Genomic DNA, 15,541 nt, shown 5'->3' with positions numbered 1-15,541 from the left:
GGGTTAAATGCCAAGTGAACTGTAGCTGGATGATACCCGCTGTACAGCAATTTTCATGGCGGCTGTGCGCAGGTCTGGTATGTCTGGATTCGCATTCCATGCCGCGCTGATATCGATATAGGCCTGTCGCATGGTATCTTCCAATCCCGAACGCACCAGATCAAGCTCGGTCGCACCGGTTAGGGCGCGATCACGTAAATCGGTGGGAAAGGTCTTGCCTGTCATCATTTCAACACCGCTGATAATGGCATCAAAATGGTTTTCACTTTGCCGTCGTTGCAAGCGGCCAAACCGTATGCGGGTTAGATTTTTGATCCATTCAAAATAGCTAACCGTTACCCCGCCAGCATTTGCATAGAGATCAGGGATAACCACAATACCACGGTCGCACAGGATAGCATCACCTTCGGCTGAAATGGGGCCATTCGCAGCTTCGATAATCAGCGGGGTTTTGATGTTAGAGGCATTATCTTTGGTGATCACAAGTTCCATTGCCGCGGGGATCAGAATGTCAGCATCGGATTCGAGCATTTCACTGCCACTTTTGACAAAGCCGTCAAACCCCTTAACAGTGCCATGTTCCATGATATGCGCGTGCAAAGATACAATATCGATACCGTTTTCATTGACGACGGCACCGCCACGTTCCAAAACATGGGTAATCAGCGCACCGTCTTCTGTGCTGAGGAACAAAGCGGCATGATAGCCAACATTGCCAAGCCCCTGAACAATGACGCGTTTGCCTTTGAGATTGCCTGAAAGGCCGGTCTTTTCGACATCAATTTTGTGACGGAAAAACTCTTGTAGCCCATATTGAATGCCGCGTCCTGTTGCCTCTGTCCGGCCTGCTATGCCGCCTTTACCAGCCGGTTTGCCGGTGACGCATGCCCAGGCATGTAAATCGGTGGGATTCAGGCGTTTATATTCATCGGCCATCCACGCCATTTCGCGTTCGCCCGTGCCAACATCGGGGGCAGGGACATTCTGGGACGGATTAATAAGGTCGCGTTTGGCCAATTCCTGGGTGAAGCGCCGGGTGATGCGTTCAAGTTCGGTTTCATTCCAGTCGGACGGATTTATAATTAAACCGCCTTTTGATCCACCAAACGGAATTTCCATCAAGGCGCATTTATAAGTCATTAGCGAGGCCAGCGCCTCGACTTCTTCGAGCGTCACATGTTCGTTAAATCGAATGCCCCCTTTCACCGGTTCAAAATGCTCGGAATGCACCGAACGGTATCCCGTAAAGGTATGAAGCTCACCTCGCAAACGGACACCAAAGCGCACAACATAGGTGGAATTATTGACCATGATCTTATTGGCCAGACCCTCATCTAAATCCAGAAAGGATGCCGCCTTTTTAAAATTTTCTTCAATCGATTTTAAAAACACATTTTCGCTCATCATATCCTCCCCCTTTTAGATGATGTTGCATGCTAAGGGTAATTATGACCCTTGTCACCGATACATGATCAAATTTATGAACCTAATTCATCAATCTAAACGTGAAACTGATCCCAATATTATTCATATCGGGATCAGATCGTTAAAATGTGACGTCAGTGGGCTATGACTTTGTTTTTGAATTGTCACGCATGCCATCTCGAATAAGGGCTTTGAGTAAGGAAATGCCCATCAAAGCCATCACAAAGGAAAATGGCAATGCCCCGATAATCATCGCTGTATTGATCGCCGAAAGGCCACCAGCCAGCAGCAAAACGGCGATAACCAGCGTTAATGCCGCCCCCCATGTGATGATATGAACATTCCCTTTTTGTGAGGCGTCACCGCCTGCAGCGATTGTGTTAATGATCAAGACTGCCGAGTCGGCCGATGTCACAAGAAAGGTCAGCAACAGAATGACAATCACCACTGACATGGCTGTTGCCAAGGCTGGTGACAGCATGATGTTTATCATTTCAAATAATTGCGATGAAATGCCTGCATCCATGATTTGACCGCCAGCAATGCCTCTGAGTTCCAGATCAATCGCCGTACCGCCAACAAAGGTAAACCATACAAAACACATGGTCGCAGGGACAATCATGGCGCCAAGTACATATTCACGAATACTTCTGCCGCGGGATATACGCGCCAAAAACAGCCCGACAAAAGGTGCAAAGGCAATCCACCATGCCCAGTAGAAGATAGTCCATCCACCTTGCCAGTCAGCCAGTTTTTGGCTTACCTCGCTACCATCATTACTCCAGACTTCCAGCGACATGCGCGGAAAAGCAATCAGATAGTCATACAGGCCTAGAAAAAAGGATTTGAACACAAACAGCGTTGACCCGAACAATATGAAGAATGTCAGAATGAACAAAGACAGCCCCATATTCAAGTTGGATAGCCATTTAATGCCGCGGCCAACGCCCGACATTGCAGACATAGTTGATGCGCCCATGACAATAAGTAGCGATAAAATCATGGCTGTTTTGGTTGGCAAACCTTCAGCATCCATCATCCAGTTTGCGCCGGTGATGTTGAACATGCCAGACGAAAATTGCGACACGCCATAGCCGATTGTGACAGACACCCCCAATATTGTTGCAATAACCGAAACGATGTCCACAGCATGGCCAAGCGGACCAGATAGGCTTTTGCCTAGTAAAGGTGTCAATCCGGAACGTATGGTCAAGGGCAGACCCCGTGAATAGCTGAAAAAGGCCAGCGCCAAGCCAACCAAAGCATAACAAGCCCAAGCCGATAAACCCCAATGCAAAAATGACCATTGGAAAGCAGGTCTCACATTCTCAGCCGATACAGCCGCGACCGTACCGCGAATAATATCGGGGTTATTGGAAAAGTGATAGATCGGCTCGGCTGTTGAATAGGTCAGCATGCCGATACCGATTCCCGCGCCAAACATCATCGAAAACCATGAAAAGCGCGAGAATTCGGGCTTTTCATCTGGTTGGCCAAGATGTATGGCGCCTGTGCGTGGCCATAATGCCAGAATGAAGCAGACGACAACATAGAAAGCCACTACATACATATACCAGTGGCCAAAATGCGCGAGTAGAAAGCCGTTGATCTGGCTTAACAGCGCGCCAGCCTGATCGGAAAAGACGGCGGCCCATAGAATCAAAGCCCCAATAAGGGCTTTGGATCCTACCGTTACAGCGCGATTGAAACCTTGATAAAAACCGCTACCAGCTTTTTCAATTGGAAGATTAGTCAGGGGAGGGTTAATAGACATTTATTTCTCCTAACGAGTTAATTGCGGAAGAAAACAGTCTTAATTACCTTTGACTTGACCCTAGCTAGTCATAATTTTGACGCAAGTGCAAGGTTTGTTTGGGGGAGCATTTCAAGCCATCGAAGAGTCGAGTTGAATACTGCTTTTCTAAATTAAGTATCTTTAAATTTACAGAAAACGCATTCCAAAAATGATTGATGCAAGGCCATCTATAATTTCAGTTTTGAACAAAATGAAAGTTTACTATTCCAAATTATTACAAAAATTGACTTTATACTTTCTTTAATACTGTCGATTGGGTAGGATAATATAGTGTTGAAGTTTCAATAACTTTAACGGTTTTAAACAACAATAAACTAAGCAGGGAACAAACTCATGAAAAAGGTTTATTTTGCATTTGCTGGTCTTGCTGCGGCTGCGCTTGTTAGCACAGCACAGGCTAGTACGCTGGAAGACGTCAAGTCTCGTGGCGAAGTAAAATGTGTATTTAGTACTGGCCTAGCTGGCTTTGCTTTTCCAGATGACAAAGGTAACTGGACTGGTTTCGACGTAGATTTCTGTCGTGCCACAGCTGCCGCTGTTCTTGGTGACGCACAAAAGATCGGTCCTGTACCGGCAACAACTCAGAACCGCTTTACAGTATTGAATGCTGGCGAAGCAGACGTTCTGTGGCGTAACACAACAATCACTTTCAGCCGTGATGTGGGCGTTAAGCTTACATTCCTGGGTGTGAACTACTATGACGGTCAGGGCTTTATGGCCAAAAAATCACTGGGCATTAGTTCTGCTCTTGAGCTTGATGGTGCATCTGTATGTATCCAGACAGGTACAACAACCGAACTGAACCTCGCTGACTATTTCCGTTCAAACAACATGACCTATGAAGCTGTTCCAGTTGCTGATTCAGCTGAAGCACGCGAGTGCTACAATTCTGGTCGTGGTGACGTTCTGACAACTGATGCGTCTGCTCTGTCTTCACAGCGCGCTGCAATGGAAAACCCAGACGATCACATGGTTCTTCCTGAAATTATCTCTAAGGAGCCACTTGGACCAGCAGTACGTCAGGGTGATGATGAGTGGGCCGATATTGTTCGTTGGGTTCTGTATGCAACAATCACAGCTGAAGAGCTGGGCATTACACAGGCTAACGTAAACACAATTGGTGCTACTACCAACAACCCTGAAATCAAGCGTTTTCTTGGTCTTGAAGCCAATTTGGGTCCAGAGCTTGGTCTTAGCAACGATTGGGCAAAGAACATCATTGCTCAGGTTGGTAACTATGGCGAGATCTTTGAGCGCAACATCGGTGTGAACACACCACTGGGTATTGGCCGTGGTGTAAACGCACTATGGACAGATGGTGGTCTGCAGTACTCACCTCCGTTCCGCTAGGATCCGGTTACAGAATACGCACCGCGGGGTAACCCGCGGTGTTTTATTATTAATAGACATTTATTTTAAATATTTTGGAAAACCGCATGCATCAAAATAGCACCACGGATTTCAGTTTACGCCGGTTGTTTTACAATCAAGAAGTGCGATCTGTTGCGATCCAGATTATTACACTTGCGGTAATATGTTATCTTGTTTTTTCCATTGGGCAGAATGTGCTTGTTAACCTTGCCGCCATTGGCAAAGATCTCAGCATGAATTTCCTCTGGGTACCCGCCGGATATGATATCACCTTTCAACCGTTCGTCGATTATGGCCCCACAGATACGCATTTCCGTGCAGCTTTGGTGGGTTTGTCCAACACTTTGCTTGTCGCCGTAACCGGGATTATTCTGGCTACAATTCTAGGCTTCACACTTGGTGTGATGCGCCTGTCAAATAATTTTCTGGTCAGTAAATTATCGCAGATATTTATTGATTTCACGCGCAATGTTCCGGTTTTGCTTCATATCTTCTTTATCTATGGCGTCATCATTAATCTGTTGCCCGTACCTAAAAAAGCCGAAGCCATTAGCGGTGTTTTCTATATGACGAACCGGGGTATTTTTGCCCCTGCGCCTACATTAGAGCAAGGTTACGAGTTCGTCGTTGGTGCCTTTCTGATTGCCGTTGCCGGTTGTTTTGTTCTGGCAAAATGGGCAAAAAACAGACAAATGAAGACCGGTAAGATTTTTCCTCTTTTCTGGACATGCTTGGCTTTGATTATTGCCTTACCCGTTCTGACCAACATGATGATTGGAGGTGCTATTGGTGTTGAAGTGCCAAAACTCAAAGGCTTTAATTTCAAAGGCGGATTAATTCTGCGCCCTGAATATGTGGCACTTTGGTTCGCATTATCATATTACACGGCCAGCTTTATTGCCGAGATTGTGCGTGGTGGTATTCTGGCTATACATAAAGGCCAAAAAGAAGCGGCGCATGCGCTTGGTATTTCGCCTACTCGTACCTTGCGCCTGGTGATCATTCCACAGGCCTTGCCACTGATCATTCCGCCGATTGCCAGTAATTATCTGAACCTGACCAAAAACTCGTCACTGGCCATTGCCATTGGGTATTTCGATATTGTAGCGACGTTGGGTGGTATTTCATTGATGCAGACAGGTAAAGAGGTGGAGACCATGTCATTGGTGCTTCTGACTTATCTATGCCTGTCGCTTATCATTTCAGGAGCCATGAATTACCTTAACCACCGCGTTGCATTGAAGGCTAGATAATCATGACAGCTTCTACAGACTCAACAAAACAGTCAAATGCTTCCGAGGTTATGTTGCCGCCACGCGGTGAGACAGGCATTGTGTTATGGCTACGCAAGAACCTGTTTGCGACGCCTGCCGACACTGTGCTTACCCTTGTGTGTATTTATATTCTGTATCTGTTTGTGCCGGGGCTGGTTCAGTGGGGCATCATTGATGCGGTTTGGTCGGCGTCAGGCAGGGTTGATTGCTGGGAGCAGATGGAAGAACCCAATAGTGCTGCATGTTGGGCTTTTGTAAGTACACGACTGCAACTGCTTACTTATGGTTTTTACCCCGAAGAATATATCTGGCGGGTCAATCTGTCCTTTGTCCTGTTCCTGATCGCGCTGGTACCTATATTATGGGATAACACGCCGCGCCGCCCGTTGGCTTTGCTGTATTCGGCCTTATTCCCCTTTATTGCAACATGGTTGGTTTTTGGCGGTCTGGGGCTGGATCCCGTTGAAACCAAGAAAATCGGTGGTATTGCCCTGACACTTCTTATTGGAGTTACGGGAATCGCCTTTTCATTGCCCATTGGTATCATGCTGGCACTAGGCCGGACATCCAAACTGCCTGTGCTAAAGATGCTTTCGGTTATCTTTATCGAGTTCATTCGCGGTGTTCCGCTGATCGCTTTGCTGTTCATTGCGTCAACCATGCTGAATTACTTCCTGCCACCAGGTACCACGTTTGATCTTCTGGTTCGGGTTCTGATTATGGTCACCTTTTTTGCCTCAGCCTATATGGCCGAGGTGATCCGTGGTGGTCTGGCAGGTATTCCAAAAGGTCAGATTGAAGCGGCGCAAGCGTCCGGACTTACATATTGGAAGACAACATATCTGATTGTCATGCCGCAGGTTCTTAAAATTTCAATTCCAGGTATCGTGAATACCTTTATCGGCCTATTCAAAGATACGACGCTGGTTTTGATCATTGGTATGTTTGATGTGCTTGGTATGGGGCGTTCATCGCTGGCGGACCCGAACTGGAATGGTCTGGCACGCGAGGTATATATCTTTGTTGCAATATTCTTTTTCATATGCTGCTACGGGATGAGTTATTACTCAGCCTATCTGGAGCGTAAACTGGACACTGAAAACAAATTTCAGAAGAAATAATTGGCTGGAAACAAAATGGCTGGAAATAAAATGGCTGGGAAACCAAACAAATCTTCACAAGGTGAAACTGTTATCCGCATCGAGGCGATGCATAAATGGTTCGGTAATTTTCATGCGCTCAAAAACATTGATCTGACAGTTAAGTCTGGGGAAAAAATTGTTATTTGTGGCCCGTCAGGCTCAGGTAAATCAACGCTGATTCGTTGTATCAACCGTCTTGAAGAACATCAAAAAGGCGTCATCAATGTACATGGTACTGATCTGACAAGTGATCTGAAGGATATCGAAACGATCCGTTCAGAAGTCGGTATGGTGTTTCAGAGTTTCAATCTGTTCCCGCATCTGACAATTCTCGAGAATTGTGTGCTTGCCCCGATCTGGGTGCGCAAGATGCCGCGCAAGGAAGCCGAAGAGATTGCTATGCAATATCTGGAGCGTGTGCGTATTCCAGAACAAGCGCTCAAATATCCTGGCCAGCTTTCAGGTGGTCAGCAACAGCGTGTGGCGATTGCCCGTGCTTTGTGTATGCGCCCTCGGATCATGCTGTTCGACGAACCAACATCCGCGCTTGATCCTGAAATGATCAAGGAAGTGCTGGAAACTATGATCTCGCTTGCTGAAGATGGCATGACGATGATTGTTGTGACCCATGAAATGGGCTTTGCACGTAAAGTTGCAAATCGGGTCATCTTTATGGATGCAGGCGAAATTGTTGAAGAAAATGATCCGGAAACATTCTTTAATAAGCCAAAAAGTAAGCGTACAAAACTATTCCTCAGCCAGATTCTGAATGACTAATCTCTAAGGGTTAGCTAGGGCTTTATGCTAATATTGGGCTAGGCTGTACCGGTTTCGATTGGGGCATCTGATGTACCCCATTCAGTCCATGATCCATCGAACATTGCAACCTGTCGATGTCCAACAAGTTCAAGCGCTAGCGCCAAAGCACATGCTGTTACGCCTGTGCCACATGTTGTCGTGATGTCTTGCGATAGATCAACACCAGCAGATTCAATGATCTGTTTTAATTCATTGGTAGGCTTTAAGAGCTTTGTATCCGGATCAAACAACGACGTAACAGGCACATTTAATGACCCCGGAATATGCCCCGAACGGATACCCGCACGGGGTTCCGGAACCTCGCCAGTAAAGCGACCTGTAGCCCGGGCATCAACGATTTGACCGGCGGTGCCAGCTTCGACCTGCGCACGGAGGTCCGGCATATAGGCCACGGCTGAATCGCGTGCTTTACCAGCGATAAAATTACCCAAGGCAACAGCTGTTGAAGCGCCTTTTTCCAGATTGCCGCCAGCCTGTTTCCATGCGGTGAGGCCGCCATCAAGATAGCTGACTTTGGTATGACCAAACAAACGGCATAACCACCATGCCCGCGCCGAAGACATGAAAACCGAATCATCATAGACGATCACATGATCATGCTGATTGACACCAAGTCTGCGCAAATGCGTTTGAAATATTTCGGCAGAAGGCACGGTGTGCGGTAGCGCCGCATCAGGATCAGCAATCACCCCAAGATCAAAACACTGGGCACCCGGGATATGCCCGTCATCAAATTCGGTATTGGCATCACGTCCAGTTGCGGGAATGTGAAAGGTCGCATCAAATATTCTTAAATCACTATCATCTATATGCGCTTTAAGCCATTCTGCTGTAACGATATTATTGTTATGAGCCATGGTATTCCTCTTTAAAGCCAATCGGGTATGGGCAAATCTTTTTCCCGCAGAAATTCCGGATTCCAGACCTTTGATTGGTAGCGTTGACCACTGTCACATAGAATGGTGACAATGGTATGACCTGGCCCCATTTCCTGTGCCATCGCAACAGCACCTGCAATATTGATCGCAGAGGAACCACCCAGATACAGGCCTTCATCCCGCATCAATGCGTAAATCATCGGCAAGGCCTCTTTATCACTGAGGCAGAAAGGCATATCAACAAAGGCTTTTTCCAGGTTGGCGGTTATGCGCCCCTGACCAATACCCTCTGAAATCGAATTGCCTTCGGCTTTTAATTCACCATGTGCGTAATAATTGAATAAGGCTGAGCCTTCTGGGTCAGCTAGGCCAATTTTGATATCAGGATTCATTTCTTTCAGGAACTGGCTGACGCCGGCTAATGTGCCGCCCGATCCAACCGAACAGATAAACCCATCAACCTTTTGATCGGTCTGTGCCCATATTTCAGGCCCAGTGGTTTTGTAATGCCCGTCAAGATTGGCGGTATTGTCAAACTGGTTCGCCCAGATCACACCGCCATTATGTGTCCCGCTTAGCTCTTGAGCGAGCCTTTCAGAATAGCGAACGTAATTGTCTGGATTCTTATAAGGGACTGCCGGAACAAGGCGTAAATCAGCGCCAAAAACGCGCAAAACTTGTTTTTTTTCTTCACTTTGCGTTTCGGGCATAACAATGACCGACTGATAACCCTTGGCATTTCCCACCATAGTCAAACCAATGCCTGTATTGCCCGCCGTACCCTCTACAATCATACCGCCGGGACCAAGCAGGCCTTTGGCTTCTGCATCTTCAATGATAGCCAGAGCTGCACGATCTTTGACAGACCCGCCAGGATTCATGAATTCTGCCTTGCCCAGAATCGTGCAATTTGTCATCTCAGATGCAGCACGAAGCTTGATGAGAGGGGTGTTGCCAATGGCGGCCAGGAAATCATTTTTCTGCATGTTATTGCTGTTCTTTATTCCGTGGTGAAAGATACATATCGGTTTATCCGACAATAGGTGTATAAGCCGTTCGATGCAAAATAGTTTTTAAAAATTGATGGTTGGCAGAATAGCAAGATCATGCCAATTTAATTTTATGATTTGTTAATGTTAGCAAATGGCTTTGTTTGGACAGCTTATGGCTCGTATCACTCTTTTACGACATGGTAAAAGCGAAACCCCTAGAGTCGGTATTTCTGATTTTGATCGTGCGCTCATTAAGCGTGGTCAACAGAATGCTGAAAATGTCGGTAACATGATGGTGCAACAGAAAATGCTACCTGACTTTGTGCTTGTGTCACCAGCCATACGTACCAAACAGACATATGAAATTGTCTCACAAAACTGGCCTGACATTGCTATGCTGTTTGTTGATAGTCTTTATGAAGCGACAGCTAATCAACTTATGTATGTGATCGAGGAACAGGCAAATAACTGCGAGAATATGATGGTTATTGGCCATAATCCAAGTCTTGTCGTTTTGCTTAATCGAATGGTTGGTTCAACACATACTGACAATAATTTATCGTATTTTCCGACTTGCTGTCTTGCCGATATCGGTTTTGAAGCCGATAGGGTGCGCGATATTGATCCCGAAGATGGTCGGCTTTTGTCGATCGTACGCGCCCGTGATTTAGATTCTCGTGCGCTGTAAAGCTTCATTTTCATTATTCATTTTATAGCATCTTAATCATTTTATGACTTTATGCGGTTTCTGCGTGTTGACAGATGTGTTTTAGCGTATTAAAACGCTGAAACAAGTCACATAACTTATGGTTCAGATGAAGCGCAACGAAATTCAAACTAAGCATGAACAGGATCTGTTCGACGCGATATTGACGCTGGAGAATAATGGGGAAGCACGAAGCTTTTTCTATGATCTATGTACGCCTGCCGAACTTGAAGGGTTGATTGATCGGTGGCGGGTGGCGCAAATGCTTGTGCAAAAGGTGCCATATCGCAAGATTGCCGCAGAAACCAGTGTAAGCACCGCAACGATTGTCAGGGTCGCCCGGTTTCTGAATAACGGTTTTGATGGCTATAAAACAATTATGCAACGCCAGGGAAAGCTCTAGGTAAAGGATAGTGAGTCAATGAATACAATGCGTGATAACGGCAGGTTGAAAATTGCCATTCAGAAGTCAGGGCGCCTGGCGGATATGTCGCTAAAATTGCTTGAAAAATGCGGTATTTCGCTGGCTAAAAGCCGCGACCAACTTTTATGTATGGCAGATAATTTTCCGTTAGATGTTTTTCTGGTACGAGATGATGACATTCCGGCTTTTCTGGCTACAAATGTATGCCAGTTGGGTATTCTGGGGCAGAATGCATTGCTTGAACAGCAGGCTAACGAAAATGGTAAATATGCCGAATTAAAAGAGGTTATGGCGCTTGGTTATGGTAAATGCCGTCTATCTATCGCCGTGCCAAATGATTTTGATTACAAAGATATCACGTCATTGTCCGGCAAGACGATTGCCACATCATACCGAGGGTTGCTTGCCAAATATCTGGCCGAGAAGAATGTTTCAGCCGATATTGTCACCATGCAGGGCGCAGTCGAAGTCGCCCCTCGCACGCATCTTGCCGATGTGATCTGTGACCTTGTTTCAACCGGTAACACGCTAAAATCCAATGGTTTGCGCGAAACTGACATCGTGATGCAATCGCAGGCTGTCGTTATCAAAAATGAAATAAAGGACGTCGAGATCAATTCGATTTGTGAAAAGCTGATCGCGCGATTGCGTGCCGTTTTACGTGCAGAAAACAGCCGCTATATCATGTTGAACAGCCCCATAGATTCGCTCGATGCGATTAAAGCGGTTTTACCCGGTTCGCAATCACCCACCGTTATGCCTCTGCAAGGTCGTGATGACATGGTTGCTGTCCATGCCGTCTGCGAAGAGGGGGTGTTCTGGAACACAATGGAAGCATTGAAAGCAAAAGGGGCCAATTCCATTCTCGTTGTGCCCATCGAAAAAATGCTGGATTAGAGGCAAATTATGGAGACCCAAAAAAATCAATCTACCACGCCCATTGTCAATCGAGCTCGTCCTGAGATTTTAGCAATGAAAGGCTATTCATCAGCACGATCGTTACAAACTGGTGCGGATACATCTATTTTTCTGGATGCTAATGAATGTCCCTTTGAGCCGTTTGTAGGTGCGCATAATCTGGCGCGCTATCCAAGCCAGCAACCTGTAAGACTGGCGGTCGCTATCTGTGACTGGCTTGATATATCAACACGTAATCTGACGGTTACCCGTGGTGCGGATGAAGCGATTGAATGTCTAATGCGCGCCTTTTGTGTACCAAACATCGATAATATTGTCATTTGTCCCCCAACATTTGCCATGTATCGTCAGTCAGCCATTCTACATGCTGTCGAAACGCGCGAAGCGCCTTTGAATGATAACTTCGGTCTTGATATTGTAGCCATTGACAAGGCAACGGATGAAAATACCAAGATGATATTCATCTGTTCGCCCAATAATCCTACAGGCAATGTCATGGCACGCGATGACATAATGAGCCTTTGTGATGCCTATGCGGATCAGGCACTGATTGTTCTGGATGAAACCTATATCCAATATGCCGAGGCCAGCAGCTTGGTTCCGATGATTGAATCGACGCCCAATCTTGTCATTTTGCGCACCTTATCCAAATCGCACGCGGCGGCAGGTTTGCGGTGTGGGGCAGCGATCGCGCGCGGGGAGGTTACCCAGCTTTTGCAAAAGGTTCTGGCCCCATATCCATTGGCAAGCCCTGTTGTTGATGCAGCTCTTGCTATTCTAACGTCAAAAAATCATCGCGCGCTTGCCGCAAAACGGGATGCGCTCATTGAGCGCCGTGACCGCTTTATTCCGCGTCTGGCCGCCTTGCCAATGGTTGACGAGATTTTGCCAAGTGACGCCAATTTCATTTTGGTGCGGGTGCAGGATGCCGATAAATTCTATGCAACCTGTCTGCAAGCCGGGATTGTCGTACGTAACCAATCGCACCAGCCGCGGCTGGCCAATAGCATTCGTATTTCAATTGGAACTGAGGACGAGATGAATGCGCTTATGGCGGCGCTAAACGGTGACAGCATAGAGATAGCGACTGATCCAGCCAGAACGGGCAAGGTCATTCGCACAACCAGTGAAACGGCTATTTCGGTTTCGGTAAATCTCGATCGGGCATTTCCCGTCAATATTAATACCGGCATTGGTTTTTATGATCATATGCTTGATCAGATTGCCAAACATGGCGGGTTTTCGCTGGAGGTCGAATGTGACGGTGATCTGCATATTGATGCGCATCACACAGTTGAAGATTGCGCCATTGCATTGGGCCAGGCCATAAGGATGGCGCTTGGCGATAAGCGCGGCATAAATCGTTACGGCTTTATGTTGCCAATGGATGAGACGCTGGTGAATGTTGCGCTTGATCTGAGTGGTCGTTTCTATCTTGATTTTAAAGCTGATTTTCCGGCGACGCATGTTGGTGATTTGCCAACCGATATGGTGCCCCATTTCTTTTATTCGCTCGCCGAACATATGCAGGCCAATCTGCATATTTCAGTAACAGGTGAAAATGCCCATCATATGGTTGAAGCCTGTTTTAAGGGGTTTGGCCGGACCATGCGTCAGGCTGTGCGTCGTGAAGGCAGTGAATTGCCAAGTACAAAAGGCGTATTATGATCGCGATTATAGATAGCGGTGGTGCCAATATTGCATCTGTACAATTTGCTCTTGAACGTTTGGACGTGACCAGCATTTTAACCACTGATGCAGATGTTATTCGCGACGCCGAACGTGTGATACTGCCAGGCGTGGGGACAGCCCCCGTTGCGATGGATATCCTGACCAAGGCCGGGCTTGTTGATGTTATTCGCGGCTTGACGCAACCTGTGCTGGGGGTGTGTCTGGGGATGCAGCTTTTGTTTGAGCAGTCGCCAGAAAAGGCTGATAGCACTGTCGCCAATACAAATTTGCTTTGTATTACGCCAGGTAATTGTGCGGCCTTTACCCCCGCTAGTGATCGCTCTGTACCGCATATGGGATGGAACAGTCTGGATTTTGCCAGCGCACACCCTTTGCTAAGAGGAATCGAGCAAGGTGCGCATGTCTATTTTGTGCATACATTTTTTGCGCCTGTTACCAAAGCTACGATTGCCAGTTGTAATTATGGTGATAGATTTACGGCCATAGTAGCGGATCGTAATTTTATGGGATGCCAGTTTCACCCCGAACGCTCGGGTCCAGTAGGGGCGCGAATTTTACAGAATTTTCTGGAGATGCCCGCATGATTATCTATCCCGCGATTGATTTGATTGGGGGAGCTGTTGTCCGCCTTAATAAAGGGGATTTTGATCAGCAGACCACCTATGGCACTGATCCCGTATCTGTTGCCAAATCATATGCCGATGCGGGGGCAAGCTGGTTACATCTTGTTGATCTGGATGGGGCGAAAGACCCAGCAAACCGCCAGCTTGATCTGATTACCCGAATTATTGACGCAACCGGTCTGAAAGTACAAACCGGCGGTGGTATCCGCAGTTTGGATGACGTTGCGGACTTGGTTAATGCCGGGGCTAGCCGTGTTGTTGTTGGCAGTCTGGCTGTGCGTGATTACGCAGCCGGGGAAGCCTTGTTTTCCAGATATGGCGGCGAAACCATATGCCTTGCTGCAGATGTTATGCCGGTAGCCGACACATCAGGTGATGTCAGCTATAATATTGCGATGTCGGGATGGCAAGAAACCAGCAAACTGACATTGTTTGAGTTTCTGGGGCATTACGCCAATCATGGATTGCTACATGCTTTATGCACAGATATTGCGCGTGATGGGATGATGACCGGCTGTAACCGTGATCTTTACGCTTCGGTTAAGTCTGCATTTCCCAACATCAAGCTACAGGCATCAGGCGGCGTGAGCGCGCTGAATGATCTTGAAGGCTTGCCTACAGATGGGGTGATCATTGGTAAAGCCCTGTATGAAGGGGTGTTTAGTGTCAGGGAAGCTCTGGAGGTTGTAGCATGCTGACAAAACGGATTATCGCTTGCCTAGATGTCAAAGATGGCCGTGTTGTGAAAGGCGTACAATTCCGCAACCACCGTGATATGGGGGATATTCTGGAGCTAAGCCAGCGTTATGCCGATGAAGGGGTTGATGAACTGGTGTTTTATGATATCACCGCTAGTGCTGATGGCCGCGTGGTTGATAAAAGCTGGGTCAATGCTGTGGCGCGCCGCATCAATATTCCCTTTTGTGTGGCTGGTGGCATACGCTCTATCGAAGATGCCAAAATTTTGCTGAATGATGGTGCTGACAAGATTTCAGTTAACTCACCGGCGCTTGAACGACCAGAGTTTATAAGTGAACTGGCCGCGGCCTTTGGTACGCAATGCGTTGTTGTTGGTATTGATTCGCGCCGTGAAAATGATGGTTTTCAGGTCTATCAATATACTGGTGACGTTGAAAAAACGGTTAAATCCAAGCGTGATACAGTGGCGTGGGCACAAGAAGCTGTGGCACATGGTGCGGGCGAGATTGTGTTGAACTGTATGAATAATGATGGCGTGAAACAAGGTTATGATCTGGCGCAGCTAAAGATGGTGCGTGATGCTGTCTCAGTGCCGGTCATTGCATCGGGTGGTGCTGGTGATTACGAGCATTTTGTTGAACTGTTCACACAAACCAATATTGATGGCGGGTTGGCAGCGTCCATTTTTCATAGTGGACAGATACCGATTCCCGATCTTAAAGCCTATCTAAAATCGAAACAAATTGAAGTGAGAATTTAGCA

15 protein-coding genes are annotated in these 15,541 nt (G+C 47.0%); 11 read left to right on the top strand and 4 right to left on the bottom strand.

The features are described from left to right. Nucleotides 1–3 precede the first annotated feature (3 nt). Together SAR116_RS02340 and SAR116_RS02335 are read right to left on the bottom strand one after the other, a co-directional pair. On the bottom strand, nt 4–1,404 hold the full coding sequence (locus SAR116_RS02340; RefSeq protein WP_041861065.1) for a Glu/Leu/Phe/Val family dehydrogenase: 1,401 nt from the start codon (nt 1,402–1,404) through the stop codon (nt 4–6). 163 nt (nt 1,405–1,567) lie between these two features. Beyond that, entirely contained in the window at nt 1,568–3,199 is a 1,632-nt protein-coding gene (locus SAR116_RS02335) for a BCCT family transporter (protein ID WP_013045325.1), read from the bottom strand. 375 nt (nt 3,200–3,574) lie between these two features. Here SAR116_RS02335 and SAR116_RS02330 point away from each other — a divergent pair, with 375 nt between their 5' ends. From SAR116_RS02330 to SAR116_RS02315, 4 genes are all read left to right on the top strand, one after another. Next, complete coding sequence (locus SAR116_RS02330; RefSeq protein WP_013045324.1) at nt 3,575–4,591, top strand: amino acid ABC transporter substrate-binding protein; 1,017 nt, start codon at nt 3,575–3,577, stop codon at nt 4,589–4,591. Nucleotides 4,592–4,677: 86 nt separating this feature from the next. Next, nucleotides 4,678–5,865, top strand: coding sequence for an amino acid ABC transporter permease (locus SAR116_RS02325; RefSeq protein WP_013045323.1), 1,188 nt, complete (start codon nt 4,678–4,680; stop codon nt 5,863–5,865). Nucleotides 5,866–5,867: 2 nt separating this feature from the next. Continuing rightward, nucleotides 5,868–7,007, top strand: coding sequence for an amino acid ABC transporter permease (locus SAR116_RS02320; protein ID WP_013045322.1), 1,140 nt, complete (start codon nt 5,868–5,870; stop codon nt 7,005–7,007). Nucleotides 7,008–7,037: 30 nt separating this feature from the next. Further along, nucleotides 7,038–7,805, top strand: coding sequence for an amino acid ABC transporter ATP-binding protein (locus SAR116_RS02315; RefSeq protein ID WP_041861064.1), 768 nt, complete (start codon nt 7,038–7,040; stop codon nt 7,803–7,805). 38 nt (nt 7,806–7,843) lie between these two features. On the opposite strand, the gene sseA is transcribed toward SAR116_RS02315, so the two are convergent. Together sseA and SAR116_RS02305 are read right to left on the bottom strand one after the other, a co-directional pair. After that, complete coding sequence (gene sseA, locus SAR116_RS02310; protein WP_013045320.1) at nt 7,844–8,704, bottom strand: 3-mercaptopyruvate sulfurtransferase; 861 nt, start codon at nt 8,702–8,704, stop codon at nt 7,844–7,846. Between the two features lie 11 nt (nt 8,705–8,715). Beyond that, complete coding sequence (locus SAR116_RS02305; protein ID WP_013045319.1) at nt 8,716–9,711, bottom strand: cysteine synthase A; 996 nt, start codon at nt 9,709–9,711, stop codon at nt 8,716–8,718. A gap of 178 nt (nt 9,712–9,889) precedes the next feature. On the opposite strand from SAR116_RS02305, the gene SAR116_RS02300 reads away from it, so the two are divergent. The 7 genes from SAR116_RS02300 to hisF all read left to right on the top strand — a co-directional run bounded on the left by SAR116_RS02300 (nt 9,890) and on the right by hisF (nt 15,539). Next, nucleotides 9,890–10,405: a SixA phosphatase family protein gene (locus tag SAR116_RS02300; RefSeq protein ID WP_190275463.1), complete on the top strand. Its 516-nt coding sequence runs from the start codon at nt 9,890–9,892 to the stop codon at nt 10,403–10,405. Nucleotides 10,406–10,523: 118 nt separating this feature from the next. Then, a complete protein-coding gene (locus SAR116_RS02295) occupies nt 10,524–10,826 on the top strand; it encodes a YerC/YecD family TrpR-related protein (RefSeq protein WP_013045317.1) in 303 nt (100 codons plus the stop codon). A gap of 18 nt (nt 10,827–10,844) precedes the next feature. Further along, nucleotides 10,845–11,744, top strand: a complete 900-nt coding sequence (gene hisG / locus SAR116_RS02290) for an ATP phosphoribosyltransferase (protein ID WP_013045316.1) — start codon at nt 10,845–10,847, stop codon at nt 11,742–11,744. A gap of 9 nt (nt 11,745–11,753) precedes the next feature. Then, nucleotides 11,754–13,433 (top strand): histidinol-phosphate transaminase, encoded by a 1,680-nt coding sequence (gene hisC / locus SAR116_RS13670; protein WP_013045315.1) that lies wholly within the window; start codon nt 11,754–11,756, stop codon nt 13,431–13,433. Next, the gene (hisH, locus tag SAR116_RS02280; RefSeq protein ID WP_013045314.1) at nt 13,430–14,041 is read left to right on the top strand and encodes an imidazole glycerol phosphate synthase subunit HisH; all 612 of its coding nucleotides are present in this window, start codon (nt 13,430–13,432) and stop codon (nt 14,039–14,041) included. Before hisC ends, hisH begins: the two co-directional genes overlap by 4 nt. Next, nucleotides 14,038–14,778, top strand: a complete 741-nt coding sequence (locus SAR116_RS02275) for a 1-(5-phosphoribosyl)-5-[(5-phosphoribosylamino)methylideneamino]imidazole-4-carboxamide isomerase (protein ID WP_013045313.1) — start codon at nt 14,038–14,040, stop codon at nt 14,776–14,778. The genes hisH and SAR116_RS02275 overlap by 4 nt, the downstream gene beginning before the upstream one ends. Then, nucleotides 14,772–15,539, top strand: a complete 768-nt coding sequence (gene hisF / locus SAR116_RS02270; RefSeq protein WP_013045312.1) for an imidazole glycerol phosphate synthase subunit HisF — start codon at nt 14,772–14,774, stop codon at nt 15,537–15,539. The genes SAR116_RS02275 and hisF overlap by 7 nt, the downstream gene beginning before the upstream one ends. Nucleotides 15,540–15,541: the final 2 nt, after the last annotated feature.

The sequence above is a fragment of the Candidatus Puniceispirillum marinum IMCC1322 genome (genome assembly GCF_000024465.1).
Taxonomy (GTDB): Bacteria; Pseudomonadota; Alphaproteobacteria; order Puniceispirillales; family Puniceispirillaceae; genus Puniceispirillum; species Puniceispirillum marinum.
Note: the sequence above shows the minus strand (reverse complement) of the source record. Positions and strands in the feature narration are given on the sequence as shown.

What these genes read in the sequence shown, in the direction of transcription:
- SAR116_RS02340 (WP_041861065.1), bottom strand. Translation starts at nt 1,404, where the DNA reads ATGAGCGAAAATGTGTTTTTAAAATCGATTGAAGAAAATTTTAAAAAG.
- SAR116_RS02335 (WP_013045325.1), bottom strand. Translation starts at nt 3,199, where the DNA reads ATGTCTATTAACCCTCCCCTGACTAATCTTCCAATTGAAAAAGCTGGT.
- SAR116_RS02330 (WP_013045324.1), top strand. Translation starts at nt 3,575, where the DNA reads ATGAAAAAGGTTTATTTTGCATTTGCTGGTCTTGCTGCGGCTGCGCTT.
- SAR116_RS02325 (WP_013045323.1), top strand. Translation starts at nt 4,678, where the DNA reads ATGCATCAAAATAGCACCACGGATTTCAGTTTACGCCGGTTGTTTTAC.
- SAR116_RS02320 (WP_013045322.1), top strand. Translation starts at nt 5,868, where the DNA reads ATGACAGCTTCTACAGACTCAACAAAACAGTCAAATGCTTCCGAGGTT.
- SAR116_RS02315 (WP_041861064.1), top strand. Translation starts at nt 7,038, where the DNA reads ATGGCTGGGAAACCAAACAAATCTTCACAAGGTGAAACTGTTATCCGC.
- sseA (WP_013045320.1), bottom strand. Translation starts at nt 8,704, where the DNA reads ATGGCTCATAACAATAATATCGTTACAGCAGAATGGCTTAAAGCGCAT.
- SAR116_RS02305 (WP_013045319.1), bottom strand. Translation starts at nt 9,711, where the DNA reads ATGCAGAAAAATGATTTCCTGGCCGCCATTGGCAACACCCCTCTCATC.
- SAR116_RS02300 (WP_190275463.1), top strand. Translation starts at nt 9,890, where the DNA reads ATGGCTCGTATCACTCTTTTACGACATGGTAAAAGCGAAACCCCTAGA.
- SAR116_RS02295 (WP_013045317.1), top strand. Translation starts at nt 10,524, where the DNA reads ATGGTTCAGATGAAGCGCAACGAAATTCAAACTAAGCATGAACAGGAT.
- hisG (WP_013045316.1), top strand. Translation starts at nt 10,845, where the DNA reads ATGAATACAATGCGTGATAACGGCAGGTTGAAAATTGCCATTCAGAAG.
- hisC (WP_013045315.1), top strand. Translation starts at nt 11,754, where the DNA reads ATGGAGACCCAAAAAAATCAATCTACCACGCCCATTGTCAATCGAGCT.
- hisH (WP_013045314.1), top strand. Translation starts at nt 13,430, where the DNA reads ATGATCGCGATTATAGATAGCGGTGGTGCCAATATTGCATCTGTACAA.
- SAR116_RS02275 (WP_013045313.1), top strand. Translation starts at nt 14,038, where the DNA reads ATGATTATCTATCCCGCGATTGATTTGATTGGGGGAGCTGTTGTCCGC.
- hisF (WP_013045312.1), top strand. Translation starts at nt 14,772, where the DNA reads ATGCTGACAAAACGGATTATCGCTTGCCTAGATGTCAAAGATGGCCGT.